The organism is Butyrivibrio sp. XBB1001 (assembly GCF_000424505.1).
Lineage (GTDB): Bacteria > Bacillota > Clostridia > Lachnospirales > Lachnospiraceae > Butyrivibrio.
Window position 1 is genome coordinate 76,174 of record NZ_AUKA01000001.1, and the last position, 17,589, is coordinate 93,762.

Genomic DNA, 17,589 nt, shown 5'->3' on the forward strand with positions numbered 1-17,589 from the left:
CACGAAATGTGTGCTTCATGTAATTTTCGTGTAAGCCACAAAATAATAGAGGTTACACGAAACTACAGTAAAAAGCCGATTTCATATAAGCAACGCTCAGGCCAAGGCCTATGGCTCTTCACAAAACCTTATATGCAATTTAAGGAAAAGTAGATTTGCATATAAGACTAGCGAGAGGCCGCAGATTATGGCCTTACACGAAATGTGTGCTTCATGTAATTTTCGTGTAAGTCACAAAATAATAGTGGTTACACGAAACTACAGTAAAAAGCCGATTTCGTATAAGCGACGCTTAGGACAGGATCAATGGCTCTTCAGAAATCCTTATATGCAAATTTAGGAGAAGTAGATTTGCATATAAGACCAACGAGAGGCCGCAGATTATGGCATTACACGAAACCTACGTTACATGTGATTTTCATGTAATGCAAAAACAAACAGCGTTTACACGAAAACATTTCTAAAGGCATTTTCGTGTAAGTAATGCCCAGGTCATAGGTAAATTCAATATTCAGGGGAGGGGGCCTTAAGAGAACTCCATGTATACGACATTCCGAACATTGCAACCTTAATAAATCTAGCTATAAACGGAAAAATAAACATAAACAAACGAAAAAAGTAGTGTACAGTGTACATAAAAGTGGTACAATGAATTTAAATACCACAATATGTAGTGGAACTATGCAACGAAATCACAAAAATATAGAAAAAGTTTTGAAAACAGTAACATAATTTCAAACAAAAAAGCGTGTGTTGAAATTGTGTTGCAAATATGTACAAAATGTGAACAAAACCCAAAGCAATGTAATCGAAAAAGTGGTAAAATTAATGTATGTAGAAACAAAATTTCATTTCTGAATGAAATTTCTGGTATTTTGAAATAATTCTAAAGGCTCATAAGTATAGATTCTTGAAGGCATTTTCATTATTGCGTTCAAGAAGTTATAAAGGCAGAGTGGGGAAGGCAAATGGATAACAGAGAAAAGACAGTTTTGATGTTAACCAAGATGGATACGAGAAAGATCCTGATCAACAAGAATCAGATCCAGACTGTGGAAGCCAGCCCTGATACTGTGATAATCCTAAGTGGCGGACGAAAACTACTTGTAAAAGAAACAATTGAAGAAATATACAATATGCTTCAAAACGGATAATTAATTTTTTTAGTTCTTGCGAATATACTCACTATCACTATGAGAGGGGGATATGTTGTGGATATTGCGTCATTAGCCGGAATGGTATTGTGCTTCATCTTCATGATCTTAAGTATTGTATTTGGTGCTGGTATTTCCGGTGTACAGTACTTCCTTGATGCGCCATCAGCTATGATTACGTTCGGTGGAGCTTTCATGGCGGTTCTCGCTTCAAGAAGCATGCCGAGTTTCATCAACGGCCTTAAATCCTATACTTTGATCTATAAAATGCCTGCTGATGATACCAAAGGTACGATTAAGCAGATCATAGACCTGTCAAATACAGCTCGTAAGGAAGGTCTTCTTGCTCTTGAGGAAGCTGCGGGCAACCTAGAAGATGCTTTTATGAAAAAGGGTGTAGGTCTTATCGTAGACGGTACTGAACCTGAACTTGTTAAAAGTATCCTGGAAGCCGAGATCGATGCTATGTCAGAGCGTCACAAGGAAAACTATTCTATTTTCGGAGACATCGCCGGAATGGGCCCTTCCTGGGGTATGATCGGAACACTTCTTGGTCTGGTTCTTATGCTTCAGAACATGTCAGACCCTTCATCTATCGGACCATCCATGGCCGTTGCCTTGATCACAACTTTCTATGGATCAGTTCTTGCTAACTGGTTCTGTTATCCAGCTGAAAACAAATTAAAAGCAAGAAGTAATGCTGAATATATGGCAAAGAGTATTGTTATTGAGGGACTTCTTTCTATTCAGGCTGGTGAAAACCCTCGTGTTACAGAGGAAAAGCTTAAATCATTCCTGTCACCTGCTGACAGAGCTGCTTATGAAGCTGAGAATGGTACAGGAGATGGAGGCGAATAATGGCAAAGAAACCAGAAGAAATAAAACCTGGCTTGCCGGCGTGGCAGGGAACATTTGGAGATCTGATGAATCTGCTTCTTTGCTTCTTCGTTTTGCTTTTTTCTATGGCTTCCATGGATGCAGCCAAATTCGAAGAAGTTGCAGCATCGTTTAGTTCGGCGTTTAGCATCTTTTCTGGTGGTGAGATGGCAATTGGAAAGGGCGCTCTTATTGGAGATGGTGTATCCCAGCTCACTGAGCTATCTGCTTATATCACATCCATGGGCCTTGCTCAGAGCGGCGAAGATTCAGATGCAGAAACTGATGCAGTCGGAGAAATGGACCAGAAAGAACTTATGGAGGCTGCAGAAGAAGAACAGATGGAGGCCTCAAAAGAGCTTGCTGAAAAGATACAGGCTGCAATTGATGAAGGGGATATAGACAACGAAGTATCTCTTAATTACACAAGCCAGTATGTACAGCTTACAATTCAGGGCTCAATTCTTTTTGACTCTGGAAAGGTTGAGCTAAAAGAGGATGCGCTTCCTGTAATTGATAAGGTAGGACAGATCCTTGAATCCTACGCTGGAGGAACTATTGAAATAGAGGGCCATACTGATAACCGACCTATGAATTCTGGCGGCAAATATAGCAATAATGATGAACTTAGTTCTGGAAGAGCTCTTTCGGTATTTAACTATCTGATAGAAAATACCTACCTTGATCCTGCAAATCTAGTCCACACAGGTCGAGGCGAATACGACCCTATAGCAGATAATTCCACTGATGAAGGAAGAGCCAGAAACAGACGTGTAGAGATAAAGATTTACAATCCTTTGAGTGCCAATTATTAAAATGTGGAGGAAGGAAATACTATGAAAAAGAACTTACTGTCAATCATTATTCTTGCACTTCTTGTAGTGAATATTGGAATGACCAGTTTTATGCTGCTGAGTGTTATGACTACTAATTCCCAGACAGCCAAGCTAATTTCTGATATTGCCGCTGCTCTTGAGCTTGAGGCTAATGGCGGAAATACAGGGGGCTTTTCTGGATCAGCTTCTGGAAATGTAGGAGTGGGAAATATTGCTACCTTTGGATTTACTGGTGAGGAGCAGCTTACTATCAACCTAAAACCTGGGGCTGACGGCAAAGCACATTACATGCTGGTTGAAGTTGTCTTTTCTATGAACACAGCCAGTGCAGACTATGCAACCCTTGGAACAGAGGAAGCGCTGGCAGGAATGAAGGATCTTATAAAGGGTAAGGTTACAAATACTCTTTCTTCATACACTATCGAAGAACTCCAGGCTGACGATACAGCTGCAAAAGAGAAGATTCTTGAGGAAGTGCAGGAGCTTTATAACTCTAACTTTATCTATGATGTAACTTTCTCAAGTGTTCTATATCAGTAAAGATTCCTTTTCTAAAAGAAAAAGGAGGAAGGAGAAACAAAGGTTTGAGTGAAGTCCTGTCACAAAATGAAATAGATAGTCTGCTGGCAGCACTCAGTACAGGTGAGCTGGACGTAGATCAAATGCAGAACGCGGACGAAAAGAAAGTCAAAGATTATGACTTTAAACGTCCTGCCAAGTTCTCAAAAGAGCACCTTCGTACGCTTGAGATGATCTATGAACATTATGGAAGACTCTTATCCACGACTTTGCCACTGTATCTTAGAAAGAATGTCCAGGTATCAGTTGCTAACTCAGAGACTGTAACTTATTCAGAGTTTAGTAACGCTCTTTCAAACCCTGTAATTTTGGGAGTTATCAATTTTCTTCCGCTTCAGGGAACAATCATCCTGGAACTTCAGGCGAATATAGGTTTTTCCTTCATTGACAGAATGCTTGGAGGTGAAGGGGGAACCCTGGATAAGCCAAGACCCTTTACCGACATTGAGATGCCGCTTATAGAAAAGCTTGTGGTTATCTGCATGCAGCTTATGGTTGAGCCCTGGCAGAATGTAGTAGCTATAAATCCTGTAATGGAGAGAATTGAGACTAATCCACAGTTTGCGCAGGTAATATCTCCTACAGATATGATTGCCATTGTAACTCTTAATATCAAGATTGGAGAAACAGAAGGACTTATGAATGTCTGCCTTCCATACTTCACCTTGGAGAGTGTAATGGACAAGCTTAATACCAAGTTCTGGTTCTCTACAATGCAGAAAAATGCTGATGAGGATTATCAGGATACATTGGAAACCATGGTCAAGCACGTGGATGTCCCTGTAAAAGCCATACTTGGTAAATGTAATGTTTCGGTAAGTGATTTTGTTCATTTGCAGGCGGGAGACATTATAAGGCTAGATAACAGAGTTAATACTGATATGCAGGTATATGTAGGAAATATCAGAAAGTTTACTGCACTACCTGGTACAGCAAAAGATAAGTATGCCGTAAGAATTACTTCGGTTGTAAGAGAGGAGGAAGAGTAGCAGCATGGATGGAATGTTATCACAGGACGAAATTAATGCTTTGCTAGCCGGCATGGATTCTGGTGGCGGCGACGCTGCTGCTGGTGGGGACGCTCCTGCAGAGGGTGGCGCGCCAGAGGAGGCACAAGCTGCATCAGCGGGAGGTAGCGGAATTGATGAATCTCTTTTGACTGATTCTGAAAAGGATGCAATCGGTGAGGTTGCTAATATCAGTATGGGTTCATCAGCTACAACGCTGTATTCCCTTGTAAATCAAAAGGTTAATATCACAACTCCTCAAGTAGAGCTTGCGACTTGGGAAACTGTTATTAACAATTATGAGAGGCCTTGTGTATTTATTCAGATCAAGTACACGGTTGGTCTTGATGGAACCAATATTCTTATCTTGAAAGAGCATGATGTTATGGTCATCACTGACCTTATGATGGGCGGTGATGGTACTAACACAGAGGGTGAGATTGGTGAACTGCAGTTGTCAGCCATTTCTGAGGCTATGAACCAGATGATGGGTGCTGCTGCCACATCTCTTTCTACAATGATCAATCAGAAGGTTGATATCAGCCCGCCACAGGCCACTGTTCTTGATATGATCAATGATGATCCTTCTGATATTGCTGAATTCCTTACAGGAACTTTTGTCAGGATTTCTTTTAAGATGCAGGTTGGAGACCTGGTGGATTCAACGCTTATGCAGTTGTATCCTATAGATTTTGCCAAGGCTCTAAAAGATACAGTTGTATCAGATGGAGGTGAAGCAGAAGCAGCACCTGCACCGGAACCAGCACCAGCGCCAGCTCCTGCGCCAGGCCCGGCACCAGACATGGGAATGGGTGCTGCTCCGCAGATGGATCCAAACATGATGGCAGGCGGAATGCCACAAATGGGTATGGGTATGCCTCAGATGGGCATGGGCATGCCTATGCAGATGCCTATGCCGCAGATGATGAACATGAATATCCAGCCGGCCCAGTTCCAGAACTTTGCTGGTGGTACAACTATCATGGCAGGTGGCGAGAACATCGGCATTATCAAGGATGTACCACTTGAAGTTACTGTGGAACTTGGAAGAACCGCCAAGCCTATTTCAGATATCCTCGATTTTGCACCGGGTACTATCATCGAGCTTGATAAGGTGGCAGGCGAACCAGTAGATGTTCTTGTTAATGGTAAGTTTGTTGCCAAGGGCGAGGTTGTTGTCATCGAAGAAAGCTTTGGCGTCCGTGTAACTGAGATAGTTCAGTAAAAACGTATTGTTGGGGACTTTTATGGGAGTAGATTCATATTTACAACTAGTTACTGTTCTTATTATTTTCATTGTGGTCCTGGCCGCCACTTTGTACGTTACAAAGTGGATGGCTAATTACCAAAAGGGTGCAAACCTTAGTAAGAACATAGAAATCATTGATACCTGCAAGATATCTACTAACAAGTACATTCAGATCATTAGGATAGGGGAAAGACACGTGGCCCTTGCAATTTCAGGGGAACAGGTCACTAATCTTGGAGATGTTGATCCTGATGAACTGATCCTTAAGACTGAGGCAGATAACAGTCTAGGTTTTAAGGATGTACTGGAGAAAATAAAGGGTGAGAAAAAAGAGACAAATGGGAAATAGGCATAAGCTTTTCTTATTACTTGTTCTGATGCTTTTTGTGTTTGCCAGTGGTTTTGTGACTATGCCTGTTATGGCACTTGCCACTGAAAACATTATTTCTGATACTACACCTACTGATCCGACTACGGATGAGGAAACGCATTTGACTGGTTCTCAGGGAGAGAGGACCAATATAAATGAACCTGGTTCTTCTGAGGATCCGGAGGATCTTAAGAAACTCAACATTGCTAATACGGTTACTATTACCTATGACAATGGAAATGGTTCTCTTAATGGTGCTCTTAGGATTCTTATCACACTTACTTTAATTTCCCTTGCACCAACTCTTCTTGTGATGATGACTTCTTTTACGAGGATCATCGTTGCACTTCATTTTACGAGAACAGCCATTGGAACCCAGACGTCACCACCCAACCTGGTGATAATTGGTATAGCTTTGTTCATGACTCTTTTTATAATGCAACCTACGCTTACTGCCGCATATAACGATGCTGTTATTCCGTTTGAAGATGGGCAGATGGACCAGCAGGAGTTTTTTGAAGAAGCCATGAAGCCTTTTAGGCAGTTTATGTATGGCCAGACTCAGAAAAAAGATGTTGTACTGTTTATGAATATCGACGGCATAGAGTGGGACGGAGAACTTGACAGTATCCCTAACGTCGTATTAGTACCAAGTTTTATTGTAAGTGAGCTTCGTACAGCCTTCATAATTGGATTTATGATCTATATTCCATTTATTGTAATCGACATGGTTGTAGCTTCAGTGCTTATGAGTATGGGTATGATGATGCTGCCGCCAACCACCATATCTCTGCCATTTAAGATTCTTCTTTTTGTATTGGCAGACGGCTGGAGCCTTATTATTGGTAACCTGGTCAAATCGTTCTACTAAAGGAGGAAGGCAAAATGATCACAATTGACGATATCAATCAGATAGTCAGTTCTGCGCTTTTTATGGTTATTAAAATGTCTCTTCCTGTGCTGCTTACTTCAATGACTATTGGCCTTGTGATCTCTATTTTCCAGACAGTTACATCTATTCAGGAGCAGACTCTTACTTTTGTTCCAAAGGTACTAGGAGTCTTTATTATGATCATGCTCATGGGAAACTGGATGGCAACTGAACTTTCTGGATTCATAACTACTCTGTGGTCGGATTTTTCCAAGTATGTCCGCTAAAAAGGGGGCAGTATGATCGATTACAGCTTTAGTTATGGGGATTTAGAAGTTTTTCTTCTTATAGTTGTAAGAGTTACAAGCTTTATCTTTGTATGTCCCTTCTTTGGAGGAAGGCAGACGCCAAACCTTGTTAAGATTGGATTTGGACTTCTGTTATCAATCTTGCTTTATGGGGCTGTGCCTTTCAACGCTCCAGATTACAACACTATCATAGGATATACAGTTATTGTGTTAAAAGAGGTCCTGACAGGCTTTCTTATAGGCTACGCAGTTCAGATATGCGAGATGATAGCGGCCTTTGCTGGAACTATTGTTGATATGCAGATAGGTCTTTCCATGGTCAATATTTTTGACCCAAATACAAATGAGCAGGTTACTATTACAGGAAGTCTTTATTCACAGATACTTACTATGATGCTGATCCTTACTGGAATGTATCAGTATATATTACGAGCTTTGGCAGATACCTTTATTCTGGTTCCCATAAATGGGGCAGTGATAAATTCAGATAAACTCCTTGCTTCAATACTTGGATTTATGAGGGATTACATAGTAATAGGATTTAGGATCTGTCTGCCGATATTTATCATCACATTTATTACAAACGTGGTACTGGGTGTCCTTGCTAAGGTTTCACCACAGATGAACATGTTTGCTGTTGGTATTCAGATAAAGATAATAATCGGGCTTTTGATAATGTTTGTTACTGTTACAATGCTCAATGATGCTTCTAATTTTGTTTTTATCAATATGAAGGAGCTGATGGAAGATTTTGTTTACAGTCTTAGAAGTGGCTGATGCAGGCTACGAACCGTTAATTAAATACGACTTACAGTTTTTTGCTGAGGACGCAAACGGCGCTGAAAAGTCAGAGGAACCTACTGCCAAAAAGCTTGATGATGCCAGAAAGGAAGGCCAGGTTGCTAAGAGCCAGGAAATAGCTACAGCTTTTTCTCTGCTTGCTTTCTTCCTTATCCTGAGGCTGGGCTATGGTTTTATAGGAGAAAATTTTAAGGCAGAATTTGAAAGAGTGTATAACAACATTCCTTATGTGGCAAGGCTCTATGATGGTAATCTTCCCTATAACTATATCAGTAGTACTGTAAATAATGCTCTTTTGACAATTTTATTTATCTGTGCTCCGTTTTTTTTAATAGGCTTTATGATTGCTTTTGTATGCGATTTTGTGCAGGTTGGATTTAAACCCACCAGTAAGCCGCTTCAGCCTAAGCTTTCAAAACTAAATCCTATAAGCGGTATGAAGAAGATTTTCTCGACAAGAAAACTTTTTGAACTGGCTAAGTCAATTTTAAAGCTTGCAATTATGGCAATCGTTATTATCAGCTATTTTAATGGTAGAACGGAGTCAATATTTCTTTTGTATGATATCCCTCTTAAACAGGCCATAGGCCTTATGGGGAATTTCATAATAGATCTGGGGATCAGGATAGCTGCTGCCTACATGATAATTGCATTTGCAGATCTGATATACCAGAGGCGCAAGTTTAAGAAAGATATGATGATGACCAAGCAGGAGGTCAAGGATGAATTTAAGAATACTGAAGGTAATCCTGAAATAAAGTCAGCCCAGAAGAGGCGAATGATGCAGGCATCAAGAAGACGTATGATGCAGGAACTTCCCAAGGCAGACGTTGTCATCACAAACCCTACTCATTATGCAGTTGCAATTCGTTATGACGCTCAGGAGTCAGAAGCTCCTATCGTAGTGGCTAAGGGTGCCGACTACCTTGCTCAGAAAATCAAGGAAGTGGCGAGAGAAAATGATGTTGAGATTGTAGAAAATAAGCCGCTTGCCAGAATGCTTTTTGCCAATGTAGAAGTGGGAGAGATGGTTCCTCCAGAACTCTACAAGGCAGTAGCAGAAGTACTTGCATATGTATACCACTTAAAAGGCAAGGTTTAATTCCTTTCCTTAAAGCTTTGGTTTATAAGAAAACTTGGAAAGGGGGATAAGAGATGGATAGAAAGCGCATCGTAAACAGAATATATGATTATGGTCTTGCTCTGTATATTGTTGCAGCTATTGTAATGCTCATTATTCCTCTGAAGGATTGGATCCTTGATATACTACTTGCCTTTGATATGTCTTTATCCTTTGTGATAATGTTTACAGCCATGTTTGCAACGGATGTGCTGGAGATGAGCTTTTTCCCAACTATCCTGTTGTTTACAACAATCTTTAGAATTGCGCTAAACGTTTCTTCCACAAGACTTATTCTGACGGAGGGAAGTGCGGGACAGGTTATTACAGTATTTGGTTCCTTTGTAGGTGGTGGCGATCTAATTGTAGGAGCTATTGTTTACGTTATTCTTATAATCGTTCAGCTGATGGTCATCAACAAAGGTTCGGAACGAGTTGCAGAAGTATCTGCCAGATTTACACTTGATGCTATGCCTGGTAAGCAGATGGCTATTGATGCCGACCTTAATACCGGTGCCATAACTGATGCAGAGGCCAAGGCAAGAAGAGATAAGATTCAGGAAGAAGCAAGCTTTTTTGGAGCTATGGATGGTGCCACCAAGTATGTTAAGGGAGATGCTACAGCTGGCCTCATAATAACGGCTACAAACCTTATTGGCGGAATTGCAATGGGAATTCTCAGAAAGGGAATGGATGTCAATACAGCCATAAATACCTATTCAATTCTTACTATGGGTGATGGACTTGTAAGTTCTATTCCTTCCCTGATGATTTCAATGTCTACAGGTATTTTGGTAACCAAGGGCTCCAAGGAGGCGGATTTTGGTCATCTTCTTATCAATCAGCTCTTTGGAATGCCCAAGACTTTGTATCTTGTTGGAGGGGTTGTGGCAGGACTTGGTATTTTTTCACCTCTTCCAACAGTGTTATACGTTACCTTTGGAGCAGGATTTATACTACTTGGCAGAATAACTTCTCAGACAATTGAGGAGGTTTCAACGGAAGCTGAAGTAGCGTCTCCTGAAGAAACCCAGGCAGAGGAAATCAGACAGCCAGAGAATGTTACAAGTCTTTTGCAGGTTGATCCTATCGAGCTTGAGTTTGGCTATGGAATTATTCCTCTTGCTGATGTAAATCAGGGCGGCGACCTTTTGGACAGAGTAGTTATGATAAGACGGCAGGTTGCTTTGGAACTTGGTACTGTGGTTCCAATCATCAGACTACGAGATAATATTCAGTTGAATCCTAATCAATATATCATTAAAATTAAAGGTATACAGGTAAGTGATGGAGAGATTTTGTTTGACCACTATATGGCCATGAATCCAGGACATGTTGAAGATGAGATTACAGGTATTCCAACCTTTGAGCCTTCTTTCCATCTGCCGGCTATCTGGATTACTGAAAGTCAGCGAGAAAGGGCAGAGAGTCTTGGATATACAGTTGTTGATCCTCCATCTATCATTGCAACTCACCTTACTGAGATCATCAGAGAGCATATCGCTGAGCTTATGACAAGGCAGGATGTACAAAATCTTGTTGATAATCTCAAGGAAAACAATCCGGCACTTGTTGAGGAACTTGTTCCTAAGCTGATGAGTCTTGGTGAGATAGAGAAGGTACTGCAGAACCTTCTTAAGGAAGGCGTATCGATCAGAGACCTAGTTACGATATTTGAAACGCTTGCGGATTTTGCACCGTCGACCAGAGATCCGGATATTCTTACAGAATATGTGAGGCAGAGTTTAAAGAGAGCTATATCCAGCAAATATTTTATTCCAGGAGAAACTACCAGTGTTGTTACACTTGATCCTAAGATAGAACAAGAGATCATGAGTAGTGTCAAGCAGACTGAGACAGGTGCTTATCTGACACTTGATCCTGCAAGAACAAAGGCGATTCTTAGTGCCGTTGGCGAACAGGTCAGAAAGCTTGAGGAAGCTGGCAGAATGGCAATCATCATGGCATCTCCTATTGTGCGTATGTATTTTAAGAAGATGACAGAGGATTACTATAAAGATTTGATTGTGATTTCTTACAACGAAGTGGAACCTAATATTGAATTACAATCTGTGGGGATGGTAACTGCTTAATATGATTATCAAAAAGTATGTTGGAAAAACTGAAACTGAAGCAACCGATGAGGCTAAAAAGGAACTTGGGCAGAACATTGTTGTAATGAATGTGAGGCCTTTAAAAAAGAGCGGATTCTTTTCTCTTTTCCAGGCTCAGAAGATTGAGGTCACGGTGGCGCTTGAAGAGGAAACAGAAAGGCCTGTTACAAGGACTCTGACTCCTGATAAGGGCGTAAAACCTACGCCTAGAAATCCACTTGTAGAAGGCAGTCAGAAGGATACAGTAAGACCTGCCATCAAGATTAACAAGTCTCCTGATATCATTGATGAGGGAAGTGCTATTGAAGAGAAGCTTGATAATCTTTCAAGTCTTCTAGAAAAGAACATTAAATTCAGCGAAAAGGAAGATGATAAAGAGCCTGATATTCCTGAAAAAGAGCCTTCATCCAAAAAGAGTGAAGACAGAAGTAGTATATCGGAAGAAAGTCTGTCTTTTATCAAATTGTTGTATAATACTCTTATAGAGAATGAAGTGGATGAGATTTATGTTAACCAGCTTACTGATGAAGTTGAAAAGATAAGTAAGCCTGGAATGGCTTTTGATTTTGCCCTTGCAAATGTTTACCAGAAAATGGTCCTTAAGTTTGGCAAGTCAGAGCCAATTGACCCTTCTTTGACAGGAAATGGGCCCAAAGCTGAAATCTTTATAGGCCCTACAGGCGTTGGCAAGACAACTACCATTGCAAAGCTTGCTTCTGAACTATCAGTAACCCAGAAAAAGAAGGTAGCTCTTTTGACAGTTGATACATACAGGATTGCGGCTGCTGAACAGCTTCGGACCTATGCTTCAATCCTTGAAATTCCTTTCAGGGTCATATATTCAGTTGATGAGATCATTGCTGCTGCCGAGGATTTTAAGGACTATGACTACATCATGGTCGATACAGCCGGCCATTCCCAGCACAATGAGGAACTCAAAAACGATATTGAAGCTTATATAAGGGCACTGGAAGATATTATGGAATGTGAGAACTTCCTTGTTCTGTCTGCTACCACCAAGTATAGAGATCTTCTTGAAATTGCTGATTCCTATTCCGAGGTTGTAGCTTATAAGCTTATTTTTACCAAGATGGATGAAACTGGCGCCAAGGGAAATCTTTATAATGTAAGGATGCATACGGGCGCGCCAATTGCCTATATCACAAATGGACAGAATGTCCCTGACGATATTGCTGTATTTGATGCTCAGCGTATTGTCAAGAATCTGTTGGGTGGAAAGAGTTAACGGGGTATATTATGGACCAGGCTACGCAGCTTAGAAATATTATTAAAAATACCAATAAGCCTCAAAGACCGCTAGCCAGGATCATTACTGTGACTAGTGGAAAAGGCGGTGTTGGAAAGTCTAATGTGGCCATAAATCTTGCAATCCAGTTTCGCAAGATGGGTAAAAGAGTGATAATTCTCGATGCGGATTTTGGCCTTGCTAATATAGAAATCATGTTTGGAACAGTTCCCAAGCATAATCTATGCGATCTGATATATCAGGGCAAGAACATAAAAGAGATCATTACCTGGGGACCTGAGGGCGTTGGTTTTATTTCTGGCGGTTCGGGAATTTCAGGAATGTATAATTTAAGCCGGGATTATCTTGTTTATATTATAGTTAATCTGGCAGAACTTGATGCTATCGCAGATGTGATTATAATTGATACGGGAGCTGGTATTTCAGATGCAGTAATGGAGTTTTTAGTGGCAAGTGGAGAGGTTATTTTAGTGACAACTCCTGAGCCAACTTCTATAACGGATTCATATTCTCTTTTAAAGGCTCTTAATCAGAGCCCGAGATTTTCAAGAGAGGATACGAAGGTAAAAGTGGTATCAAATAGAGTTTCGTCAGAAGAAGAGGGACAACAGCTTTTTAATAAGTTAAATGCTGTTGTAGCCAGGTATTTGAAACTTCCTTTGACATATATGGGAGCTATCCCGCAGGATCAGATGCTTGCAAGAGGTGTTATGCAGCAGAGTCCTGTATCACTTGCTTATCCAAACGCTAAATCCGTTAAGGCTTTTGAGACTATAGCAGGTAAGCTTATGAATCCGGGATATACTGCTGAGGTTAAGCAACGAGGAATGGCTGCTTTCTTTTCACACATCATAAACAGCAGGAAACTAAGTGCTACACCTCAGAATTTAAATACTACACCAAATTTACCAGCTTAATTTTATATCCTAAGAATGGAGACTAAAAAAGTATGTTGGCAGATTATATTTCTCCCGGCAACAGGGTGGAACTTAAGGCAACTGGCAAAATATGGATGGATGATGATGCCAGGACAAAACAAATATATATGAGCAAGGTTATGGATGTTACTTCAGATGACCGTATAGAGGTATTGATGCCATATGAAAAAGGGCGACTTGTACTTCTTCCGGTGGATGGAGAATATAGCCTTTGTTTTTACAGCCAAAAAGGTTTATTCCAGTGCTTTTCAAGGATTGTAGACAGATACAGAAGCGACAATATGTATATTCTGGTCCTTGATCTTACGAGCGAACTTTCAAAGCTTCAGAGGCGCGAATATTACAGATTTAGTTGTGCTCTTGAGCTTAAATCAAGACTCTGTACCAAGGAGGAACTTGAAGCTTATGAGATGAACAGAAAATATTTGGTAGACCCGGGTGAGTCCCTTCAAAAGAGCGTAGTTGTTGATATAAGTGGAGGCGGGCTTAGATTTGTGGCTAATTTCAGATATGAGGAGGGCAATACAATCTATTGCGCTTATCGATTACCTGGAAATGTCAACGATAAAGAGTACGAAATGATATGTAATGTCTTAAAGGTTAATGAGCTGGAGAGTAGACCAGGACTCTTTGAACATCGTATCCAATACATAGTTATTGATGAGTCTTCCAGAGAAGATATTATTCATTTTATCTTCGAGGAAGAACGAAAAATAAGAAAGAAGCAAACTTAATTATGAGAAAAATTTTATTAATTGATGACTCTGCACTCATGAGAACCGTTCTCAGTGATATTATTAACTCAGATCCTAGATTTCAGGTAGTTGATAAGGCTAAGGACGGACTTGAGGGACTGGAATTTCTAAAAAAGAATACGTATGATGCGGTTGTTCTAGACATTAATATGCCTAGAATGGACGGAATTACGATGCTCAAGGAAGTTCAGAAGTTAAAGATCAAAGCAAAGATCATGATGGCTAGCACCGACACAAGAGAAGGTGCCAAGGTAACCATGGACTGTCTTGATCTTGGAGCTCTCGATTTTGTTCATAAGCCTGACAGGGCTTCTGAATGTAGAGGCGAAAACTTTACACAGCAGTTTATCAATACTCTTGCAGCTGTTGCTGAGTCAAAAGCTCCCGCACCTGCCAAGGCTTTCTCAATGGTGGAAGCCAAGGAAACCAAAAAGGTTGTGGAGCTAGTCAGCAAATCAGCCAGCAAGATAACGGGTAACAGAATAGTTGCAATCGCAAGTTCTACCGGTGGACCAAGAGCGCTTCAATCTGTTATTCCTAAACTACCTAAAAATCTAAAGACCCCTGTTGTCCTGGTACAACACATGCCAGAGGGCTTTACAGCTTCGCTTGCAGAGAGGCTTGATTCTCTTTCGGAGGTGAAAGTTAAAGAAGCTGCGGAAGGCGATGTACTTGCTCCGGGAACAGTCTATATATCCAGGGGCGGCAAGCATATGCATGTAATTAAAAGTGGTTCAAAGAGTACTATCCATTACATGGATGGCCCTACAAGAGAAGGCGTAAGACCTTGTGCCAACTTTATGTACGAATCTCTTATGGATTCGGATTACGATGAAATATGCTGCGTTGTTCTGACAGGAATGGGAGCTGACGGAACCGAGGGAATAAAGAATTTAAAGGGTAAGAAAAAAGTATTTGTGATCGGGCAGGACGAAAGTACCTGCACCGTATACGGGATGCCTAAGGCAGTTGCTACAGCTGGACTTGTGGATCAGGTTGTAAAACTTGAGAACGTTGCCCAGGAAATAATAATGCATGTCGGCGTGAATTGAGGTATTTCATTACTTTTTAATTATTCTTTAATGCTTATTTTCTTTTATTCCTCCATTCAAAAGCCGATAATAAATTCAGGAGTATGCGATATACCGTTTACTTTTGAATACTATCACTTTTCTTATGGAGGTAAATAGGTTATGGATGTTTCCCAGTATCTAAGTGTCTTTCTTGATGAAGCTAAAGAGCATCTTCAATCTCTCAATGACAACATCATGATTCTTGAGCAGGATCCTGAAAATGAAGATTGTATCAATGAAATCTTCAGATCAGCCCATTCTATGAAGGGTATGGCTGGAACCATGGGCTATACCAGAATGCAGAATCTTACTCATGACATGGAGGATGTATTCTCAGATGTTCGTGCGGGCAAGATTAAGATCAAGTCTGCTGATATCGACGTTCTGTTACAGTGTCTTGATGCTATTCAGGCATATGTTGACAGTATTACAGAGAATCAGGACGAGGGTACTGAAGAACATCAGGATATCATTAAATCTCTTGCAGACATCAGAAATGGTGGCGGCGGAGCACCTGCTGGCGATGCAGCTGCTGCTCCTGCACCTGCTGCAGCTCCTGCTAATGAAGCTGCGCCTGCATCTGCGGATGGCCCTGCACCTGGTGCTGACGGCACAACAGACTATAGGGCAATTCGTCTTGATCCATCAGTAAAATCTACTTTAGAGGAAGCTAAATCACAGGGTAAGAAAATTTATGGTGTGACAGTTCACATTCAGGAATCCTGTATTCTTAAGGCTGCTCGTGGCTTCCTTGTTTTCAAAGGCCTGGAAGAAATCGGAGAGATTGCTTGTTCTGAGCCTAATACACAAGATATTGAAGATGAAAAATTTGAATTCTCATTCAGTCTTATCCTTATAACAGATGAATCTAAGGAAAAGGTTGAAGAGATTGTTAAGGCTGTTTCTGAAGTTGATGGCTGCGAATGTGGTGAGTTTGATCCAAGCGGCGCTAAGCCTGCAGAAGAAAAAGATGAGGCAGCACCTGCAGCTGAAACAGCAGCGGCAGCAACTCCTGCAGCACCTGCAGCACCAGCTGCAAATACTCCTGCACCTGCAGCAGCGGCAGGCGGTGGAGCCGCTGGCAACAAGAAGGCTGTTGGTAAGCCAGTTGTTAACAGAACAGTCCGTGTAGATATAGAAAAGCTTGATGTTCTCATGAACCTTGTTTCCGAGCTTATCATCGCTAAAAACTCGCTTATTTCCGCAGCTAATACCTCCGGTGTCAGCAATGTAAATGAGCAGATTGAGTACCTCGAGAGTGTAACTACAAATCTTCATGAATCAGTTATGAAGGTAAGAATGGTTCCTATTGAGAGTGTACTTCAGAAATTCCCACGTATGATAAGAGATCTTAACAAGACTCTTAACAAGAAGATGGAACTCACCATGACTGGTGAAGATACTGAAATGGACCGTACTGTGGTTGATGAGATTGGTGATCCTTTGATGCACCTTATCAGAAATAGTGCAGACCATGGTATTGAGTCAGCTGATCTTCGTGCTCAGCGTGGTAAACCTGAAGTTGGACAGATTTTCCTTCATGCCTTCCAGGATGGTAACAGCGTTGTTATTGAGGTTGGCGATGATGGTAATGGTATAGACGCAGAAGCTGTCAAGAATAAAGCCATTGAGAAGGGGGTTGTTTCTCCTGAACAGGCAGCTCTTTTGACAGAAAAACAGTGTGTAGAGCTATTGTTCCACCCTGGATTCTCAACTGCCAAGCAGGTTTCAGAAATTTCTGGTAGAGGTGTAGGTCTTGATGTAGTTAAGTCCAAGGTTGAGTCTCTTTCTGGTGAAGTAACAGTTAAGACAAAACTTGGTGAAGGATCAACCTGGATTATCAGACTTCCTCTTACTCTTGCTATCATCCAGGCACTGATGGTTATTATTGGCGAAGAAAAATATGCTATTCCTCTTGATTCTATTCAGAGTATTGAGGATGTTTCACCTTCAGATATTAAGTTTGTAGAGAATAAAGAAGTTATCAATCTTCGTGGTAGCGTTCTTCCTCTTATAAGATTAAATGAAGTTCTTGATACAGATTCAACCAAAGCACCTGATGAGGACATGGTTGTTGTTATTGCAAGAAAGGGCGATCAGCTTGCTGGCCTTGTTATCGATGAACTTATGGGACAGCAGGAAATCGTTATCAAGCCTCTTGGTAAGTACACAAATAAATGTAAGCTTATCAGCGGTGCTACTATTCTTGGTGATGGTGAGATAGCACTTATCCTTGATACTAACTCAATTTTCTGATAGTTACTAAAGACC

The 17,589-nt window shown here is 41.0% G+C and carries 17 protein-coding genes; all 17 read left to right on the forward strand.

What is annotated here, in order from left to right; all coding sequences use genetic code 11:
* Positions 1-968: 968 nt before the first annotated feature.
* On the forward strand, positions 969-1,154 hold the full coding sequence (locus G631_RS17520) for a flagellar FlbD family protein (protein WP_035789072.1): 186 nt from the start codon (positions 969-971) through the stop codon (positions 1,152-1,154).
* Between the two features lie 57 nt (positions 1,155-1,211).
* Positions 1,212-2,012, forward strand: a complete 801-nt coding sequence (locus G631_RS0100325) for a motility protein A (RefSeq protein ID WP_026487719.1) — start codon at positions 1,212-1,214, stop codon at positions 2,010-2,012.
* Positions 2,012-2,845, forward strand: coding sequence for an OmpA/MotB family protein (locus G631_RS0100330; protein ID WP_026487720.1), 834 nt, complete (start codon positions 2,012-2,014; stop codon positions 2,843-2,845). The genes G631_RS0100325 and G631_RS0100330 overlap by 1 nt, the downstream gene beginning before the upstream one ends.
* A 21-nt stretch (positions 2,846-2,866) precedes the next feature.
* Positions 2,867-3,406, forward strand: coding sequence for a flagellar basal body-associated FliL family protein (locus tag G631_RS0100335; protein WP_026487721.1), 540 nt, complete (start codon positions 2,867-2,869; stop codon positions 3,404-3,406).
* Between the two features lie 44 nt (positions 3,407-3,450).
* Positions 3,451-4,434: a flagellar motor switch protein FliM gene (gene fliM, locus G631_RS0100340; protein ID WP_026487722.1), complete on the forward strand. Its 984-nt coding sequence runs from the start codon at positions 3,451-3,453 to the stop codon at positions 4,432-4,434.
* A gap of 4 nt (positions 4,435-4,438) precedes the next feature.
* Positions 4,439-5,677 (forward strand): flagellar motor switch phosphatase FliY, encoded by a 1,239-nt coding sequence (gene fliY / locus G631_RS0100345; protein ID WP_026487723.1) that lies wholly within the window; start codon positions 4,439-4,441, stop codon positions 5,675-5,677.
* Between the two features lie 22 nt (positions 5,678-5,699).
* Positions 5,700-6,050, forward strand: a complete 351-nt coding sequence (locus G631_RS0100350) for a flagellar biosynthetic protein FliO (protein WP_026487724.1) — start codon at positions 5,700-5,702, stop codon at positions 6,048-6,050.
* 28 nt (positions 6,051-6,078) lie between these two features.
* Positions 6,079-6,942: a flagellar type III secretion system pore protein FliP gene (gene fliP / locus G631_RS0100355; RefSeq protein ID WP_442855798.1), complete on the forward strand. Its 864-nt coding sequence runs from the start codon at positions 6,079-6,081 to the stop codon at positions 6,940-6,942.
* Positions 6,943-6,956: 14 nt separating this feature from the next.
* Complete coding sequence (gene fliQ / locus G631_RS0100360) at positions 6,957-7,229, forward strand: flagellar biosynthesis protein FliQ (protein WP_026487726.1); 273 nt, start codon at positions 6,957-6,959, stop codon at positions 7,227-7,229.
* Between the two features lie 12 nt (positions 7,230-7,241).
* Positions 7,242-8,027 (forward strand): flagellar biosynthetic protein FliR, encoded by a 786-nt coding sequence (locus tag G631_RS0100365; RefSeq protein WP_026487727.1) that lies wholly within the window; start codon positions 7,242-7,244, stop codon positions 8,025-8,027.
* The gene (flhB, locus tag G631_RS0100370; RefSeq protein WP_051196669.1) at positions 8,002-9,153 is read left to right on the forward strand and encodes a flagellar biosynthesis protein FlhB; all 1,152 of its coding nucleotides are present in this window, start codon (positions 8,002-8,004) and stop codon (positions 9,151-9,153) included. Before G631_RS0100365 ends, flhB begins: the two co-directional genes overlap by 26 nt.
* A gap of 53 nt (positions 9,154-9,206) precedes the next feature.
* Positions 9,207-11,264 (forward strand): flagellar biosynthesis protein FlhA, encoded by a 2,058-nt coding sequence (flhA, locus tag G631_RS0100375; RefSeq protein WP_026487729.1) that lies wholly within the window; start codon positions 9,207-9,209, stop codon positions 11,262-11,264.
* A 1-nt stretch (position 11,265) separates the two neighbouring features.
* On the forward strand, positions 11,266-12,531 hold the full coding sequence (gene flhF, locus G631_RS0100380; protein ID WP_026487730.1) for a flagellar biosynthesis protein FlhF: 1,266 nt from the start codon (positions 11,266-11,268) through the stop codon (positions 12,529-12,531).
* A gap of 11 nt (positions 12,532-12,542) precedes the next feature.
* Positions 12,543-13,469, forward strand: a complete 927-nt coding sequence (locus G631_RS17525; protein ID WP_035789073.1) for a MinD/ParA family protein — start codon at positions 12,543-12,545, stop codon at positions 13,467-13,469.
* A 32-nt stretch (positions 13,470-13,501) separates the two neighbouring features.
* Positions 13,502-14,224, forward strand: a complete 723-nt coding sequence (locus G631_RS0100390; RefSeq protein WP_026487731.1) for a flagellar brake protein — start codon at positions 13,502-13,504, stop codon at positions 14,222-14,224.
* A 2-nt stretch (positions 14,225-14,226) separates the two neighbouring features.
* Positions 14,227-15,297 carry a protein-glutamate methylesterase/protein-glutamine glutaminase gene (locus G631_RS0100395; protein WP_051196671.1) on the forward strand — a complete coding sequence of 357 codons (1,071 nt, stop codon included), beginning with the start codon at positions 14,227-14,229 and terminating at the stop codon, positions 15,295-15,297.
* A 141-nt stretch (positions 15,298-15,438) separates the two neighbouring features.
* Positions 15,439-17,574: a chemotaxis protein CheA gene (locus G631_RS0100400; RefSeq protein WP_026487733.1), complete on the forward strand. Its 2,136-nt coding sequence runs from the start codon at positions 15,439-15,441 to the stop codon at positions 17,572-17,574.
* Positions 17,575-17,589 lie beyond the last annotated feature (15 nt).

Bases quoted from the DNA above. Each gene is read 5' to 3' on its own strand.
- G631_RS17520 (WP_035789072.1), top strand. From the start codon at position 969: ATGGATAACAGAGAAAAGACAGTTTTGATGTTAACCAAGATGGATACG.
- G631_RS0100330 (WP_026487720.1), top strand. From the start codon at position 2,012: ATGGCAAAGAAACCAGAAGAAATAAAACCTGGCTTGCCGGCGTGGCAG.
- G631_RS0100335 (WP_026487721.1), top strand. From the start codon at position 2,867: ATGAAAAAGAACTTACTGTCAATCATTATTCTTGCACTTCTTGTAGTG.
- fliY (WP_026487723.1), top strand. From the start codon at position 4,439: ATGGATGGAATGTTATCACAGGACGAAATTAATGCTTTGCTAGCCGGC.
- G631_RS0100350 (WP_026487724.1), top strand. From the start codon at position 5,700: ATGGGAGTAGATTCATATTTACAACTAGTTACTGTTCTTATTATTTTC.
- fliP (WP_442855798.1), top strand. From the start codon at position 6,079: ATGCTTTTTGTGTTTGCCAGTGGTTTTGTGACTATGCCTGTTATGGCA.
- fliQ (WP_026487726.1), top strand. From the start codon at position 6,957: ATGATCACAATTGACGATATCAATCAGATAGTCAGTTCTGCGCTTTTT.
- G631_RS0100365 (WP_026487727.1), top strand. From the start codon at position 7,242: ATGATCGATTACAGCTTTAGTTATGGGGATTTAGAAGTTTTTCTTCTT.
- flhA (WP_026487729.1), top strand. From the start codon at position 9,207: ATGGATAGAAAGCGCATCGTAAACAGAATATATGATTATGGTCTTGCT.
- flhF (WP_026487730.1), top strand. From the start codon at position 11,266: ATGATTATCAAAAAGTATGTTGGAAAAACTGAAACTGAAGCAACCGAT.
- G631_RS17525 (WP_035789073.1), top strand. From the start codon at position 12,543: ATGGACCAGGCTACGCAGCTTAGAAATATTATTAAAAATACCAATAAG.
- G631_RS0100390 (WP_026487731.1), top strand. From the start codon at position 13,502: ATGTTGGCAGATTATATTTCTCCCGGCAACAGGGTGGAACTTAAGGCA.
- G631_RS0100395 (WP_051196671.1), top strand. From the start codon at position 14,227: ATGAGAAAAATTTTATTAATTGATGACTCTGCACTCATGAGAACCGTT.
- G631_RS0100400 (WP_026487733.1), top strand. From the start codon at position 15,439: ATGGATGTTTCCCAGTATCTAAGTGTCTTTCTTGATGAAGCTAAAGAG.